This window comes from Candidatus Parakkermansia intestinigallinarum (assembly GCF_944389695.1).
GTDB lineage: Bacteria > Verrucomicrobiota > Verrucomicrobiia > Verrucomicrobiales > Akkermansiaceae > Akkermansia > Akkermansia intestinigallinarum.
On sequence record NZ_CALXNG010000012.1, the window covers coordinates 16,586 to 32,629 of the forward strand.

At 64.2% G+C, this 16,044-nt stretch carries 11 protein-coding genes; 5 read left to right on the forward strand and 6 right to left on the reverse strand.

The genetic code is table 11. The features are described 5' to 3' along the window. Positions 1 to 202 precede the first annotated feature (202 nt). Genes AC6UAL_RS04865 through AC6UAL_RS04875 form a run of 3 tightly spaced genes read right to left on the reverse strand, consistent with a single transcriptional unit; the run spans position 203 to position 4,409 of the window. Entirely contained in the window at positions 203 to 1,141 is a 939-nt protein-coding gene (locus tag AC6UAL_RS04865) for a PfkB family carbohydrate kinase (RefSeq protein WP_500682243.1), read from the reverse strand. Further along, on the reverse strand, positions 1,138 to 3,573 hold the full coding sequence (gene ligA / locus AC6UAL_RS04870) for an NAD-dependent DNA ligase LigA (RefSeq protein WP_500682244.1): 2,436 nt from the start codon (positions 3,571 to 3,573) through the stop codon (positions 1,138 to 1,140). Before ligA ends, AC6UAL_RS04865 begins: the two co-directional genes overlap by 4 nt. 2 nt (positions 3,574 to 3,575) lie before the next feature. After that, a complete protein-coding gene (locus AC6UAL_RS04875) occupies positions 3,576 to 4,409 on the reverse strand; it encodes a histidinol-phosphatase (protein ID WP_500682245.1) in 834 nt (277 codons plus the stop codon). Between the two features lie 302 nt (positions 4,410 to 4,711). On the opposite strand from AC6UAL_RS04875, the gene hisS reads away from it, so the two are divergent. The 5 genes from hisS (at position 4,712) to gcvP (ending at position 12,725) form a co-directional block, all read left to right on the forward strand. Further along, positions 4,712 to 6,055 carry a histidine--tRNA ligase gene (gene hisS, locus AC6UAL_RS04880; protein WP_500682246.1) on the forward strand — a complete coding sequence of 448 codons (1,344 nt, stop codon included), beginning with the start codon at positions 4,712 to 4,714 and terminating at the stop codon, positions 6,053 to 6,055. Positions 6,056 to 6,158: 103 nt separating this feature from the next. Further along, the gene (gene aspS, locus AC6UAL_RS04885) at positions 6,159 to 8,045 is read left to right on the forward strand and encodes an aspartate--tRNA ligase (RefSeq protein ID WP_500682247.1); all 1,887 of its coding nucleotides are present in this window, start codon (positions 6,159 to 6,161) and stop codon (positions 8,043 to 8,045) included. Between the two features lie 181 nt (positions 8,046 to 8,226). After that, positions 8,227 to 9,309, forward strand: a complete 1,083-nt coding sequence (gene gcvT, locus AC6UAL_RS04890) for a glycine cleavage system aminomethyltransferase GcvT (RefSeq protein WP_500682248.1) — start codon at positions 8,227 to 8,229, stop codon at positions 9,307 to 9,309. Between the two features lie 99 nt (positions 9,310 to 9,408). Then, positions 9,409 to 9,795 carry a glycine cleavage system protein GcvH gene (gene gcvH / locus AC6UAL_RS04895; RefSeq protein WP_500682249.1) on the forward strand — a complete coding sequence of 129 codons (387 nt, stop codon included), beginning with the start codon at positions 9,409 to 9,411 and terminating at the stop codon, positions 9,793 to 9,795. Positions 9,796 to 9,872: 77 nt separating this feature from the next. Continuing rightward, positions 9,873 to 12,725, forward strand: a complete 2,853-nt coding sequence (gene gcvP, locus AC6UAL_RS04900; RefSeq protein ID WP_500682250.1) for an aminomethyl-transferring glycine dehydrogenase — start codon at positions 9,873 to 9,875, stop codon at positions 12,723 to 12,725. A 437-nt stretch (positions 12,726 to 13,162) separates the two neighbouring features. Here the strand turns inward: gcvP and AC6UAL_RS04905 are convergent, their stop codons facing one another. From AC6UAL_RS04905 to AC6UAL_RS04915, 3 genes are all read right to left on the reverse strand, one after another. After that, on the reverse strand, positions 13,163 to 14,347 hold the full coding sequence (locus AC6UAL_RS04905) for a sugar transporter (protein WP_500682251.1): 1,185 nt from the start codon (positions 14,345 to 14,347) through the stop codon (positions 13,163 to 13,165). Positions 14,348 to 14,620: 273 nt separating this feature from the next. Then, the gene (locus AC6UAL_RS04910) at positions 14,621 to 15,406 is read right to left on the reverse strand and encodes an MBL fold metallo-hydrolase (RefSeq protein ID WP_500682252.1); all 786 of its coding nucleotides are present in this window, start codon (positions 15,404 to 15,406) and stop codon (positions 14,621 to 14,623) included. Positions 15,407 to 15,531: 125 nt separating this feature from the next. Continuing rightward, positions 15,532 to 15,891, reverse strand: a complete 360-nt coding sequence (locus AC6UAL_RS04915) for an ArsR/SmtB family transcription factor (protein ID WP_500682253.1) — start codon at positions 15,889 to 15,891, stop codon at positions 15,532 to 15,534. Between the last annotated feature and the right edge of the window lie 153 nt (positions 15,892 to 16,044).

A 16,044-nucleotide genomic window follows, 5' to 3' on the forward strand; every position in this document is an offset into this window, starting at 1 on the left:
CGCATCCGCCGGAGGGCTGCTTCCCTGACGGCGCGGCCTCGCGATGACGCGTTCATCGGAAGGCGCGGAGCGGCGCTGGGAACTGCGCTGAGGAGCTCCTGCAACTGCGGCAAACTCTGCACCTGCGCCGCCTCCGCAACACGCGCCCCACTCCCGCCGCGCGGCGTGCGGGCGGGGAGGGAAAGCGAGAGAGCGCATCCGCTCAGAGCAACCACTGAGTCATGGCGCGAAAGCGTCGCAGACGCTCCTGCATAATCTCGGGCGTGAGAGCCATCAGAGACTCCGCGCCGAAGCGCTCGCAAACAGCGGCAGCCACCACCGTCGCGACGGCCATGCCGCGCTTCAGATCCTCCGGTCTCGGGTTTTCGGGGCAAGCGCAGAGCGTCAGAGAGCCCGCGAGAGCCCCCATGTAAGCGTCCCCCGCGCCGGTGGGGTCTTCCGCATGCAGCAGTGGCCAAGCCGGCAGGCGGAAGAATTCCGGCTCGCCGGAGGCCCCGCGATACAGCAGCGTTGAGCCCGCACTGCCGTGCTTGACGATGGCGTAGCGCGGCCCCGCCTCCAGCAGGCATTGCCCGGCCTTGAGCACGTCGCCCGTGCCGGCAAAGCAGCAGACCTCACTGTCGTTCATCAGCGCGAGATCCACCCGCGCCAGCAGACCGTTCACGTAGTCTCGCTCCCGCAAAATCCACGACTCCATGAAATCCGCCATGGAGAAAGCGCTGCGCTCGCATTGCTCCATCATCCGCGTTTGCAGGCGCGGCGTCACATTGCAGGCCACCGCCACCGAGGGCGAGCGCAGCTCCGGCGGCAGCTGCAACTGCCAGACCTCCTGCACCCCCTCCAGCGTTGAGAGACTGCGGCGATGGTTCATATCCCGCTCGTACTGCCCCGTCCACGCAAAGGTGCGGCCGGCGATCTGCTCCACATAGCGGTAGCTCACCCCGCAGGCCTCCATCTGCTCGCGAAAAGCCGGAGGGTAATCATCGCCCACCACGCCGATGAGATCGCAGCGATCCGTCACCAAGCGAGCCGCCAGAGCCGCATAGGGACCCGAGCCGCCGAGCACCGCATGCGCGCTCCCCGTCGGCGTCAACAAAGTGTCGATGGCAATCGTGCCGTAAATCAGGGCGCGTCCGTTCATGGCTCCTCGGGCTTCTCCGTGTTGGTCTGCTGTTCGGCGGCGGACTCTTCGGCAGGCGACGGCTCGGCTTCCAGCAGACGCAGAAACTCCGCCTCCGTCAGCGTCGGCACCCCCAGCTTGGCGGCCTTCTCCCGCTTGGAGCCGCCGCCCTCTCCCGTCAGCAGATAATTCGTGTTTTTGGTGATGGCGGACGCCGCCTTGCCGCCCGCATCGGCGATCATCTTTGCAAAAACCGCCCGAGGCCGACTCAGCGTGCCGGTGATGGCCACCGACATGCCCTCCAAGGGCCCGGCCGCCTTTCCCGCACCGTAGGAATCCGAGACCGGGCAGATGCCGAGAGCCCCCATCTTATCGAGCAGGCGGCGCCCGGCCTCCGAGCGGAAAAAGCTCGCCGTGTAAAGCGTTGCCACGTGCCCGATCGGATTCTCCAGCGCCAGCTGAAAACCCGACTGCGAGCCCTTGCTCACGCGGAAACCCTGCGCCGCATCCAGCTCGCCTGCCTCCGTCATGATGGCCTCCTCCAGCTGCTGCGCGCGCTGCATCATGGACGCCTTGTGCTCGCGGTTCTCCGCCTCCATGCGCAGCCTCTCCTCGGGCGAGGCCGCAGCGTCGCGAGCCTCGCGGCTGTGGAGAGCGTTTTTGGATGAGTTCGGGTTGATTTGCTGCAACTCGCGAATCATCTCCTGAATCTTCAGCAGGCGCTCCAGCAGCGGAGAATCGGCCAGCTGAGCCAGATCGCGGTGGCTGCGGCTGATCACCTGCGCCGTGACCGACCCCACGCCCGGAATGCCCAGCGCCCCCAGCCAGCGCGAGAGCGGCAGCTGCCGAGCACGCTCGAGCGCCGCGAGCACGCGCCGCGCATTCTTCACGCCGAAGCGCCTCGGCTCCTCGTCCGTGCCGAGATTGAGCGACGCCAAATCCTCCTCGCCGAGCTCAAACAAATCAATCGGGCTGCTGACCAGCCCCCGCCGCACCAGCGCCTCCGCCACCGTCTCGCCCACGGCCTCCACATCCAGATTCTCACGGCGGCAGAAATACGTCGTGCGCATCACCGCCTGAGCCGGGCAATCGAAACTCGTGCAGCGCCACGCCACCTGACCCTCCACCTGAGAAATCGGAGCCCCGCAGCTCGGGCAGACACCGCCCACGGCCTCATACAGACTGTAGGGCAGGGCCCCCTCCGGGCGAAACTCCGTCAGCACCTTCACCACCGCCGGGATAATCTCGCCGGACTTCTCCATCAGCAGCGTATCACCGATGCGAATATCCTTGCGCTCAATCTCATCCTGATTGTGCAGAGTCGCCCGCGACACCATCGTGCCCGAGAGCCGCACCGGCTCCAGCTCCGCAACCGGCGTCAGCACCCCCGTGCGCCCCACCTGCACCGTAATCGCGCGCAGCCGCGTCGGCTTCTGCTCCGGCAGATACTTGAAAGCCGCCGCCCATCGCGGCGCCTTGGCCGTCGAGCCCAGCGCCTCGCGCGCGGCGAAATCATACAGCTTGATGACCGCACCGTCCGTCGCGAAGCCGAGCTGCGGCCGCAGCTCATTGATGGCTCGCACGGCTGCCCTGAGTTCGTCGAGCGAGTGCACGCGAATCATCGGCGTGTTGACGGGAATACCCATGCGCCGGAGCAGAGCCTCAAAGTCATCCGCCGTGCGCAGAGGTTCGCCCTCGTAGAGCCCGAGCCCGTGCGCCAGAAAACTCAGCGGGCGGCGCGCCACCTCGCGCGCATCCAACAGCTTGATGGTGCCGGCCGTCGCATTGCGCGGGTTGGCGAAAGCGGGCAGACCCTCCTCATCGCGGAGGCGATTGAGCTCCTCAAAATCTGCCGAGCGCATGAAAATCTCGCCGCGCACCTCCAGCACCTCGGGAGCACCCTCGGGTAGGCGGGTCGGAATGGCGGCAATCGTCTTCACGTTCGCCGTAATATCATCACCCGTGCGGCCATCGCCGCGCGTCGCCGCATAGCGAAGCCGCCCGCGGCGGTACATCAGCGTCACCGCGCAGCCATCGATTTTAGGCTCGACCACCGCGAGCGGAGCCGCCTCGTGCATCGCCTCGCAAAGCCCGCGGTAAAACGCCGTCAGCTCCGCATCGCTCTCGCCCTGCTCGGGTTTGTGTTCAAAAATATCATCAATGCTCTGCATCGGCAGCGGATGGCTGACCTTCGCAAAACCCTCCGTGAGGTCGTTGCCCACGCGCTGCGTCGGCGAATCGGGCGTTACCCACTCGGGGTGGGCATCTTCGGCGTGCTCCAGCTTGCGGTAGAGGGCATCGTATTCGGCATCCGAAATCTCGGGCTGAGCCTGAGCGTAATAGAGCTCATTGTTGCGGCGGATGCGCTCGCAGAGCTCAACGTAAGCCTCGTGCGTCATCTCGCGGCCTTCTTCGGCGGGAGCCGCTTGGCGGGCGTATTCAAAAAGATCCATAGTCAGCGGGAAAGAAAGGCGTGAAGTTCAGTGCCCGAGACGGGCGCGGCACAGCGGCATTCGCACAAGCCCCGCGGCGCCAGATCGCGCAGCAGGCGCAGCGCCGCCTCCCAGTCGCGCGACAGATGCGACGGCGCGTGTGCATCCGAATCAATCACCACGGGAATCTGCCGCCGCAGCAGCTCGCGCAGCACATCCTCATCGGGGTAAAAGGTGCCGCAGGGCTTGTAGCGTCCCGCCGTGTTGAGCTCGACCACCAAGCCACGCTCCTCGATGGCGTCGAGAACCGGCTCCCAGAAAAGCGTCAGCAGCTCCTGCGTGCGCCGACCCCAGATCTTGACCAAATCCATGTGACCGACCACATCGAAGAGACCGCTTTGCACCATGCTCAGCACCGCCTCGCGGTACAGCGCCCAGTCCTCCTCCACCGAGTCCGAGAGTGGCTCGCGGGCATAGAGCGAATCATCCACCGACCCTCGCGAGCCGAGATAATGCACCGAGCCGATCAGGTAATCCCAGCCGCCCTGCGCGCGCAACTCGCGAATGACGGGCTCAATGCCCGGCAGCCAGTCGCATTCCAGCGCGGCGAGCACGCGCAAATCGCGGCCGGCGGCTGCTGTGCGCGCGCGGTCAATCCACTCGCGGTAGAGCGGCAACTGAGCCGTTTTCATGCGCCAGCTGTCAAAAGGGACGGGCTCGTCGTGGGGCATCGGCATGTGGTCGGAGATGCCGTAGTCGGCCAGACCCAGAGCCAGAGCCTGCTTCACGTATTCCTCGGGGCTCCCCTCGGCATGTCTGCAGAGGGGTGTGTGCGTGTGGTAATCCGCGCGTGCCATGACTCCAGTGTAACACAGCCCGCGCCCTCGGTCAATGCGAGAGCCGATGTGCGGACGCGCTCCGTCGCGGGAGCCCTCGGCGGTGCGTCCTCCCCCGCTCCGCCGTCACCCGACGCAGAGTATCGTTCGGCATGGAGTATCGGACTTCGCCCCGGGGCATCGGCCGCCTCAGTAGGCCGCCCTCATCCGCGGGCCGAGCATCTCGCGCACATGCGAACGAAAAACTCGCGTGCCGCATGTGACACATCCGCACTTGCCAAATGCCGTTTGAAGAGTATAATAGCGCGCGAAAACAAAACACCATGGCAGACGCACGCTTCCAACCCTTGCCCGGATTCCGCGACTTCGCCCCGCAGGAATGCGCCCTCCGCAACTATCTTTTCAACACCTGGCGACAGGTCGCACACCGCTACGGCTTCGTAGAGTGGGAAGGCCCCACCATCGAACCGACCGAGCTCTACCTCAAGAAATCGGGCGGCGAACTGCCCACCCAACTCTTCCGCTTCCGCGACCAAGGCGACCGCGACATCACCGTGCGCCCCGAACTCACGGCCTCGCTCGGCCGCATTGCCGCCGGCGTGCAGCGCGAGTACGCCAAACCCCTCAAATGGTTTGAAATCGGCTCCTGCTTCCGCTACGAGAAGCCGCAGAAGGGTCGCCTGCGCGAGTTCGTGCAGTTCAACGCCGACATCCTCGGAGAAGACGGCCCGGGCGCCGATGCCGAGCTGATCGCACTGGCCATCGACTGCATGCGCGAATTCGGCTTCACCGCCGACGACTTCGTCGTGCGCGTCAGCGACCGCGAAGTTTGGCTGCGCTACGCCGCCGAGCACGGCGTGCCCGAAGAGAAGACCGGCGACTTCCTCGCCATCGTGGACAAATTCGAGCGCGACCGCCCCGAAGTCTGCCAGCAGAAGCTCGACGCCTTCGGCCTGACGCGCGACGAACTCGTCGCCTTCATCGGCAACCCGCCCGCCGGCTGCTCCCCGCGCTACGAGGCCGTCGTCGACGAACTCCGTGCCCGCGGCTTGGAGGACTACGTCGAGCTCGACCTCTCCGTCGTGCGCGGCCTCGCCTACTACACGGGGCTCGTCTTTGAAATCTTTGACAAAGGGCACACCCTGCGCGCCGTCGCCGGCGGCGGCCGCTACAACGGCCTCGTCTCAACCCTCTCCAACGGCTCCGTGGACATGCCCGCCACCGGCTTCGCCATGGGCGACGCCGTCATCGCCCACCTCATCGAGGCCTGCCCGACCGCGCGCGACCTGCGCGACGCCGCCACCCGCCCGCAGAACTGCGATATTTACTGCGTGCTGGCCGACCCGGACAAGCGCCCCGAGATGCTCGCCCTCGCCTCCGCCCTGCGCGACGCCGGCGTGCGCGTCGACATCCCCCTCTCGGCCTCCAAGATGGGCGCCCAGCTCAAACATGCCGACAAAATCGGCGCCACCTACGCCATCGTCATCGGCAGCGAATATCCCGAACTGCAGCTCAAAGTCCTCGCCACGCGCGAGACCTACAACACCGACCTCGAAAGCCTGCTCGACATGTTCCTGCCCGAAGACCCCGACGAGGAGGCCGAAGACGATGAGCCCGGCGACGCCGATGCCGAAAGCCGCCCCGGCGCCGAAAGCGCCGCAAAGTGAAACAAAAACAGACTTGACATTCAGCCTGTCAGGAGTATCATTGCGCCCGCTGTGGCGCCCTGCCGTGCGGCAGGCCTCGTATAAAGCCCCCAACAGATTCAACATGAGCACTTATCGTACACACAACTGCAATGCGCTTCGCCTGAGCGATGTCGGCCGGACGGTCACCCTCTCCGGCTGGGTGGACACCGTTCGCGACCACGGCGGCGTGATCTTCATCGACCTTCGCGACCGCGAAGGCAAAACTCAGGTCGTCTTCCACCCTGAGAATAATGCCGATCTCGCCAAGCAGGCCGAAGCCCTGCGCGTCGAATCCGTCATCAGCGTCACCGGCAAGGTCGTCGGGCGACTCAAGACAGACGAGGTCGACGCCACCAACCCCGACCTTCCCACGGGTGAAATTGAGGTCGAAGCAGAGAGCATGAAGGTGCTCAACCGCGCGGCCGTTCTTCCCTTCCAGCTCGATCGCACCGTTTCCAACGAGGATATCCGCCTCAAGTACCGCTTCCTCGACCTGCGCCGCGCCAACATGCAGCGCAACATCATTCTGCGCCACCGCATCACCAAGACCATGCGCGACTACCTCGACGAGCAGGGCTTCTTGGAGATCGAGACTCCCATCCTCTCCAAGAGCACGCCCGAAGGCGCCCGCGACTTCCTCGTCCCCAGCCGCCTGAGCCCCGGCTGCTTCTACGCCCTTCCGCAGGCGCCGCAGCAGTACAAACAGTTGCTCATGGTGGCCGGCATGGAGAAATACTTCCAAGTGGCTCGCTGCTTCCGCGACGAAGACCTGCGCGCCGATCGCCAGCCCGAGTTCACGCAGATCGACATCGAGGCCTCCTTCATCACGCCCGAGGACATCTACAACTGGGTCGAACAGATGCTCAAGCGCGTCTTCAAGGAGTCCGTCGGCCGCGACATCGTCACGCCCTTCCCGCGCATGACTTGGCATGATGCCATGGACCAGTACGGCTCGGACAAACCCGAGCGCCGCTTCGAGATGAAGCTCACCGACTGCTCGGACATCTTCGCCAAGAGCGACTTCCGCGTCTTCTCCGGCGCCGTCGCCAACGGCGGCGTGGTCAAGGCCATCAACGCCAAAAACTTCTCGCCCTCCGTCGGTCAGGTCGACTCGCTCACCAAGACGGCCGTCGAAGCCGGCGCCAAGGGCCTCGCCTACATCAAAGTGCGCGACGTCAACGACCGCGACGGCTGGAAGAGCCCGATCACCAAGCGCCTGACCGATGCGGAAATCGACGCCCTGCGCGAACGCCTCAACATCGAGAGCGGCGACTGCATCTTCTTTGCGGCCGGCCCGTGGGAAGAGAGCTGCACCATCCTCGGCCGCGTGCGCCTCGAATGCGCCGGCTACATGGAGCTGCTCAAGGGCAACACGGACGTCGACCTCTTCTGGGTCACGCGCTTCCCGCTCTTCGGCTGGGACGCCGAGGAGCAGCGCTTCTGCGCCATCCACCACCCCTTCACGCGCCCCGTCCCCGAGGACGTCGACAAAGTCCTTCGCGGCGAGATCAGCACCGATCTCTGCGCCGAAGCCTACGACGTCATCTTCAACGGCAACGAGCTGGGCGGCGGCTCCATCCGTATCCACGAGCGCGATTTGCAGGATGCGACCTTCCGTGCCCTCGGCCTCGATGAAGCGACCATCCAAGAGCAGTTCGGGCACATCCTCAGCGCCTTCTCCTTCGGCGCCCCGCCCCACGGCGGTCTGGCCCTCGGCCTCGATCGCGTCGTCATGCTCATCGGCGGTTGCGAATCCATCCGCGAAGTCATCGCCTTCCCGAAGAACAACCGCGGCGCCGATCTCATGAGCGATTCGCCCGCCCCCGCCGAGCCCAACCAGCTGCGCGACATCCACATCCAAGTCAAGCTGCCCGAAAAACTTCGCCTCAAGCTCGAAGCTGAGAAGGCCGCTGCCGCAGCGGCTGCGGCAGCCGAGGCCGCCGGCGAAGCTCCGGCTCCGCAGGCGTAAGACACGGAAACTGCTGCATAGAGCCGCCTCTTGCGGCAACCCCACGCCTTTGATTCACGCCCCCGCCCGGCTCTGCCGGAGCGGGGGCGTTTTTTGCCCTAGCCGCCGCGCCGTTAATTTCCGCCGCGTATGATGGTTATAAGCTTGACTTCCGAGGCGCTATGAATTAAACTGCCGCTGCATGAATGCGGACACGATGAAGAGCACTCCCCTCTGCGCCAAGCACGTGGAACTGGGAGCCAAGATGGTTCCCTTTGCGGGATGGAACATGCCGGTCCAGTACAGCGGCATCATCGATGAACACAACACCGTTCGCACGGCCTGCGGCGTCTTCGACATCTCCCACATGGGTCAATTTCTCGTCAACGGCGCCGGCAGCACCGAGTGGCTCAACGGTATGTTCACCAACAACCTCGGAAAGCTCGTCGACGGCATGGGTCAGTACTCCATGATGCTCAACGAGAAGGGCGGCGTCATCGACGACCTGATCATCTATCGCCTCGCCGAAGACGACTACTTCATCGTCGTCAACGCCTCGATGATTGACGAAGACTACGCATGGCTGGCTGCCCGCAAACCCGAAGGCATCGTGCTGGAGAACAAGAGCGACGCCTTCGTCGGCCTCGCCGTGCAGGGCCCCACCTGCGAAGACGTCTTTGCGCGCCTCTGCCCGGGGGTGACGCTGCCCGTTCGCAACGGCATCCTCTGCTTCGAGTGCGACGGCGACGCCCTGATCGTCTGCCGCACCGGCTACACCGGTGAAAACGGCTTTGAGTTCTTCTGCCCCGCCGAGCAGGGCGTCAAGTGGTTTGAGAAACTGCTCGCCGCGGGAGCGAAGCCCTGCGGCCTCGGCGCTCGCGACAGCCTGCGCCTCGAAATGTGCTACTCGCTCAACGGCTCCGACCTCTCGCCGGAAAAGACCCCGCTTGAGGCCGGCCTCTCCTGGTGCTGCGACCTGAGCAAAGACTTCATCGGCGTCGACGTCCTCCGCCGCCAGAAGGCCGAGGGACGCCCCACCGCCCTCGTCGCCATCGAGTACAAAGGCAAGGGCGCACCGCCCCGCCACGGCTACGAGGTGCAGCTGCCCGACGGCACCCCCCTCGGCACGGTGTGCAGCGGCATCCTTTCGCCGACGCTCGGCAAGGGCATTGCCATGGCCTACGTGCCGGCGGCCCTCGGCAAAGTCGGCACCGACGTCAACATCATCGTGCGCGGCAAAGCCGTTCCCGCCCAAATCGTCAAGAAACCCTTCCTCAAGAAGTAACCCCCGCTCCGAGAGGCGGCGGGGCCGAGCATCCGCCGCCGTCGGAGCAACAACCCTCCTCCCGATTCCGTCGGGAAAATCCCACCACACACTACTGATATGAGCACTATTCCTGCTGAGTACAAGTACTCCTCGGAGCACGAATGGGTCAGCCCCGCCGTCGACGGCGTGGTGACCGTCGGCATCACCGATCACGCCCAGGCCGAACTGGGTGAAGTCGTCTACGTTGACCTTCCCGCCGTGGGTGATACCTGCGCCGCCGGTGACAACGTCGCTGCCGTCGAATCCACCAAGGCCGCCTCTGACGTCTACACCCCCGTTTCGGGTGAAATCGTCGAGGTGAACGAGGCGCTCGACGCCGAGCCCAACACCGTCAATGCCGATGCCAATGGCGCCGGTTGGATCTTCAAGGTTCGCCTCAGCGACCCGACAGAGCTCGACGGTCTGATGGATGCTGCCGCCTACGAAGAGTTCTGCAAGGGCTGAATCACTCACAGCGGCCGCGCGACCGAAAGGCACGCGGCCGCTTCTTTTACTTTTGCTCAACACCATTTGCTCGATTCATGGATAAGAAACTCACCTCCTTTGTCCCCCGCCACATCGGCCCCTCCGACGAGGACATCAGCCGGATGCTCGAAACCATCGGCTTTAAGAGCCTCGATGAAATGACAGCCGCCATCGTGCCGGCCGACATCCGCCTGCCTCAGCCCCTCGACCTGCCCGCCGCCCTCAGCGAGCAGGATGCCCTCGCCAAACTCGACGCCGTGCTCGCGGCCAACAAGCCCGCCCACAGCCTCATCGGCCAAGGCTACTACGGCACCTTCATGCCCCCGGTCATCCAGCGCAACGTCTTCGAGAACCCCGGCTGGTACACCGCCTACACCCCCTACCAGCCCGAGATCGCCCAAGGGCGCCTCGAGATGCTCATGAACTTCCAGACGATGATCTGCGAGCTCACGGGCCTGCCCGTCTCGAACGCCTCGATGCTCGACGAGGGCACCGCAGCCGCCGAGGCCGTGCACCTCTGCATCAGCGCCAAAGCCAAATCCGACACCTTCTTTGTGGCCGACAGCTGCTTCCCGCAGACCATCGACGTCATCCGCACCCGCTGCGAGACCACCGGCGTCAAACTCATCATCGGCGACTGGAAGAGCTTTGACCCCGCCACCGTCCCCACGCTTGCCGGCGTGCTCGTGCAGTACCCCGACAACCTCGGCGAAGTGCAGGACTACGCCGAATTCTTCGAGCGCTGCCACGCCGTCAAGGCCCTCTGCTGCGTAGCCGCCGACCTGCTGGCGCTCACCTTCCTGCGCGAGCCCGGCACCTTCGGCGCCGACGTCTGCCTCGGCTCCACCCAGCGCTTCGGCATCCCGATGGGCTACGGCGGCCCCTCGGCGGCCTTCATGGCCTGCACCGATGCGCTCAAGCGCAAGCTGCCCGGCCGCTACATCGGCCTCTCGGTTGATCGCGAAGGCAAACCCGCCTACCGCCTCGCTCTCCAGACCCGCGAGCAGCACATCCGCCGCGAGAAAGCCACGTCGAACATCTGCACCGCGCAGGTGCTCACCGCTCTGCTCGCCACCTTCTACGCCATGTACCACGGGCCCGAGGCCATCGCCTCCATCGCCCGCCATGCCCACCATCAGGCCAAGGACTTCGCCGCCTCCCTGCGCGAAGGCGGCTACGAGATAGCGACCCGCCGCTTCTTCGACACCGTCGCCGTCCGCACCCCCGGCCGCGCCGACGAACTGACGGCCGCCGCCCTCAAGGCCGGCTACAACATCCGCCGCATCGACGCCGACACCGTCTCCGTCTCCTTCGACGAGACCACGACACAGGCCGACCTCGAAGCCCTCTGCGCCGCCTTCGGCGTCCCCTGCATCGAGCACAAGTGCTGCGGCGGCAAGTGCATGCCGCGCCGCGAGACGCCCTTCTGCACGCCCCGTTGCTTCCACGTCTTCCACTCCGAGACCGAGATGATGCGCTACATCCACCGTCTCGAATCGAAAGACCTCGCCCTCAACGAAGCCATGATTCCGCTGGGCTCCTGCACCATGAAGGCCAACTGCGCCTCCATCATGATGCCCATCACCTGGAAGCAGGTCACCTGCCTGCATCCCTACGCCCCCGCCGACCAGTGCGAAGGCATGCGCCGCATGCTCGAAGAGCTCAAGAAAATGCTCGCCGTCGTCACGGGCTTCGACGGCGTTTCCCTGCAGCCCAACTCCGGCGCTGCCGGTGAGTACGCCGGTCTGCTGACGATTCGCCGCTATCAGGTGGCGCAGGGACAGGCGCACCGCAACGTCTGCCTCATCCCCGCCTCGGCGCACGGCACGAACCCCGCCTCGGCCGCCATGGCCGGCTTCAAGGTCGTCGGCGTCAAGTGCGACGAGCAGGGCAACATCGACATGGACGACCTGCGCACCCAGGCCGAGGCCAACCGCGACGACCTCGCCGCCATCATGGTCACCTACCCCTCCACCCACGGCGTCTACGAGCCCGGCATCGCCGAGCTCTGCCGCATCGTGCATGAAAACGGCGGCCAAGTCTACATGGACGGCGCCAACATGAACGCCCAGTGCGCCCTCACCAACCCCGGCTTCATCGGCGCCGACGTCTGCCACCTCAACCTGCACAAGACCTTCGCCATGCCCCACGGCGGCGGCGGCCCCGGCGTCGGCCCCATCTGCTGCGCCAAGCACCTCACGCCCTACCTGCCCGGACACGGCGTGCAGGGGGCCGCGCAAACGCAGGGTGCCGTCTCTTCGACGGAGTACGGCTCGGCCGGCATCTGCCCCATCTCGTGGATGTACCTGACCATGATGGGCAGCGAGGGCCTTGCGGAGGCCTCTCAGGTCTCCATCCTCAACGCCAACTACGTCTCGCGCCGCTTGGCTCCCTACTTCCCGACGCTCTACACGGGCGCCAACGGTCTGGTGGCTCACGAGTGCATCCTCGACACGCGCGAGATGCTCCGCAAGAGCGGCCTGACGGTCGACGACATCGCCAAGCGCCTCATGGACTACGGCTTCCATGCGCCGACCATGAGCTTCCCCGTGCACGACACCCTCATGGTCGAACCGACGGAATCGGAGAGCAAGGCCGAGCTCGATCGCTTCATCGACGCCATGATCAGCATCCACGCCGAAATGACGGCCGTCGCCGAAGGCAAGGTGCCCGCCGACGACAACGTCATGGTCAACGCCCCGCACACGGCGCTGCAAGTGACGGCGGATGAGTGGACGCACGCCTACACGCGCTCACAGGCTGCCTACCCGGCTGCCGGGCAGCGCCTGCACAAGTTCTGGCCGTCCTGCTCTCGCGTCGACAACGCCTACGGCGACCGCAACTTCTGCTGCGCCTGCGATACCCTGCTCAAGGCGCAGGAGGCAGACGAGCCCGCCTGCGGCTGCTGAGCCCGCTTGCAGCTCCTGTAGCTCCGTCAATCCCCAAAGCCCCCGACCTCGCCGCGCGAGGCCGGGGGCTTTTTTCGGGAACGGGTCGCGGCTGAGCCCGAGAGCCTCGGAGCCGCAGAGCAGCCCTGCACAGGGCAGCCCGCGCAGAACAGCTCCGCCGTGCATCCCCCGCGGAGCCCGCACAGAACAGCTCCGCCGTGCATCCCCCGCGGAGCTGCACGGCCATGGCGAGGCGAGTCGGGTGTGCGGCGGCACGCCGCCTCGCCGTCCGCCGCTTCGCGCTGCAAACTCCGTCCGCGGGCTCCCGTCTGCGGACTCGTGTTGCGAACTCCGTCCTCAAACTCCCGCCTGCGGGCATGCGTTGCGAACTCCCGCCTGCGGACACGCGCTGCGAACTCCCGTCCTCAAACTCCCGTCGAGGACTCCCGTCCGCGGGCTCAGGATCTCCGAGCGCAGAGCTCGCGGGTGTAGGGGCGCAAACTCAGGGCGTAGAAAGCGAGAGCCAGCAGAGCGATGCCGCCGCCGACGTAGCCGATGCAGCCGACCGACATCTGAGACTCCACGCGCCCGCCGATGACGGACCCGAGGCCGATGCCGACATTATAGATACCCGAGTACATGGCCATGGCCAGAGTCGTATCCTTCGGAGCATAGTGAAGAACCGTCGTCTGCGCCACCAGATTGAAAGTCGTGATGCACATCCCCCAGAGCACGCAGAGCAGGGCAATACTCAGGAAGCTTGCGGCAAAGAGAGGCAGCCCGAGGAGCAGGCAGGTGATACCCGCGACGGGCAGCAGAGCGAAGAGACCGGCATATCGGCGAAAAGCCAGAGAGAAAAGCACGCTGCTGATGATGCCGGCCAGTCCGAAGACCATGAGACTCACCGTAATGGCGTGGTCGCTGATGTGCGCCGCCTGCGCGAGAAAAGGCTCGATGTAGCTGTAGGCCGTGTAGTGCGCCGTCACGAGCAGCAGCGTGAAGATATTGAGCACCATCAGCGACTTGCGGCGCAGCAGCTCGCCGAAGCGGAAACTCTGCTGCTTCTGCGGCGCGACATTCGGAAAACAGCAGAGCAGCAGCAGAAAAAGCGCGGCGGCACAGCCGGCAATGCCGAAAAAGGACGCACGCCATCCCAGATGCAGACCAATCGCTCGCCCGAGCGGCAGCCCGACAATCATCGCAATCGACGAGCCGCCCAGAATCATACCCAGCGCAACCGCATCCTTGCCCCGCGGCGCAATCCTCACCGCAATCGGAGAGACAATGGACCAGAAAATCGCATGCGTGCAGGCGACCCCGATGCGCGAAGCCATCAGCATCCCGAAACTACTCGCAAAACCCGAGGCCACGTGGCAGAGCACAAAGAACGCCACCGTACCGAGCAGCAAACGGCGGTAAGGCACCCGAGCCGCGAGCATCATCAAAGGCAGCGACAGCAGCGCCACCATCCAAGCGTAAACCGAAATAAGCAGACCGGTCTGCGCCTCGCCGATACCGAAGGAGCGCCCGATATCACTGAGCAACCCGATGGGGATAAACTCCGTCGTATTGAACACGAAGGTAGCAACCGTCAGACCGAAAAGCGGCAGCCAGCGCCGCAGCGTAAGGAAAAAGCCGTTCATGGCAGATCCGGCCGCAGGGTTTTGGCACCTGCGGCCGCAGCGGTTTACCACTCGCCGACAACTTTGTCAAGCCCCAAATCCTCGAAGGCCGAAACAAAACACGAGCTCTTGAAATGCAATAACTTGTATATGCGAGCGCCGCTGCGGCGACACCGTCCGAGAGGCCGGGCTCTCAGCCCTTCGTCGCGAGAGCCTCGCAGGCGATGGCCCGCGCTTGGACCCGCTCCTGCAGAGACAGGCCCAAGCGGCTCTGCGACAACGAGCAGCCGAGGCTTAAAACTGACATACAGTGCCGTCTTCCGGAATGAGAAGCCGCTGACCGTATCCTTTTTCGTCCCGAAGCTTTCTCAGGTCGCGTCTCCAGACCGTGGCGTGACCGACGTTGTCCATGTGTGAAGCGACGACGGTGGCTTGAGGGGCGTAGTCCAGCACGCTTTGCACGTCCTCTAATCCCATAATGATAAGCCCGAAATCGGTTATGCACGCTCCTGCGGCATTGACGATGATAACTCCCGGTTTGTATGTGTCGATGCTTGCCTGCACGCCCGGGTACCAGATGCTGTCACCGACCATGTAGAGCACTTGAGATTCCGTCGGTGATTGCATGACAACGCCGCAAGCTTCTCCGCGCATCTGAGCCCGCTCGTACATAGCCCACATGTTGGCTGCCTGTCCATGTTGGCAAGGGGTCTTGTGCAAGGTTACGCCCTTCCATTTGATACCGGCATACGTCAGCACCATGACATGGCGGAATCCGCGCTTTGTGAGAGTGTCGGCATCGTAAACATCCTGAGCAAAGATGGGCATGTCGGGCGGGATGCATCGCATGGCGCTTTCATCAAAATGGTCAAAATGCAGGTGCGTCGCAATAACCGCGTCGACGAGCAAAAGTTCTTCGATGGGTTTGGGAAGATCGCAAAGCGGACAGCTCAGGTCGGGGTTCGGTGAACCCGGAATCGGGGGGACGCTTCCCTTGGGGGCAAACCACGGATCTACCAGAAAGCGGATACCGCCGAAGGTAACGATGGATGTAGCACTGCGGATTTGTTCGAATAACATAATGATTTATTGATTGTTTATTTTAACGAATGGCGAAATATAGAGGAGAATTCTGTTGTGGTGTTGAGTGTCAGATCTTCAGGATCGCATGGTTGAAAAGCGGGAAGGCGCGGCAATCTGAGACTTTAGAGCAGGCGGAGCAGGTGATGGAGCTGCTCGCTCAGAAGCTCCCTAGCCTCATCCGGGTCCTCGCTGAGATGCCCGTCTCTTGCCTCCATGCAGCGAATAAGCCAAGGCAGGCAGGGGTAACGCAGACTGTAGAAGACATTTTTGCCTTGTTTGTCGGATTCAACGACTCCGGCCTGTTTCAGAATCGTGAGGTGTTGACTAATCGTCGAGGCGCCCTCGGCCGTAGCGGCAGCAATGTCCCCTACGCAACAGGCGCCGCTTTCCAATCGCTTGGCAATCCACAAGCGCGTTGGGTGTCCCAAGGCTTTGAAGACGCCTGCCAAGCGGCTCAGGGCGCGGGTTTCATTGTTTGCCATTTTAGAAAAAGATGAATTGTTTGAGTGATTGTACCCATTTTTCATCGGATGTCAAGTGCGTGAACGCTTTTTCACTCAAAAAACGAAGTTGAACACCGCGGAGGACTAGGGGAATCGGTCAGCTTCGCAGGGGCATTGCGCTTCATGATCAGG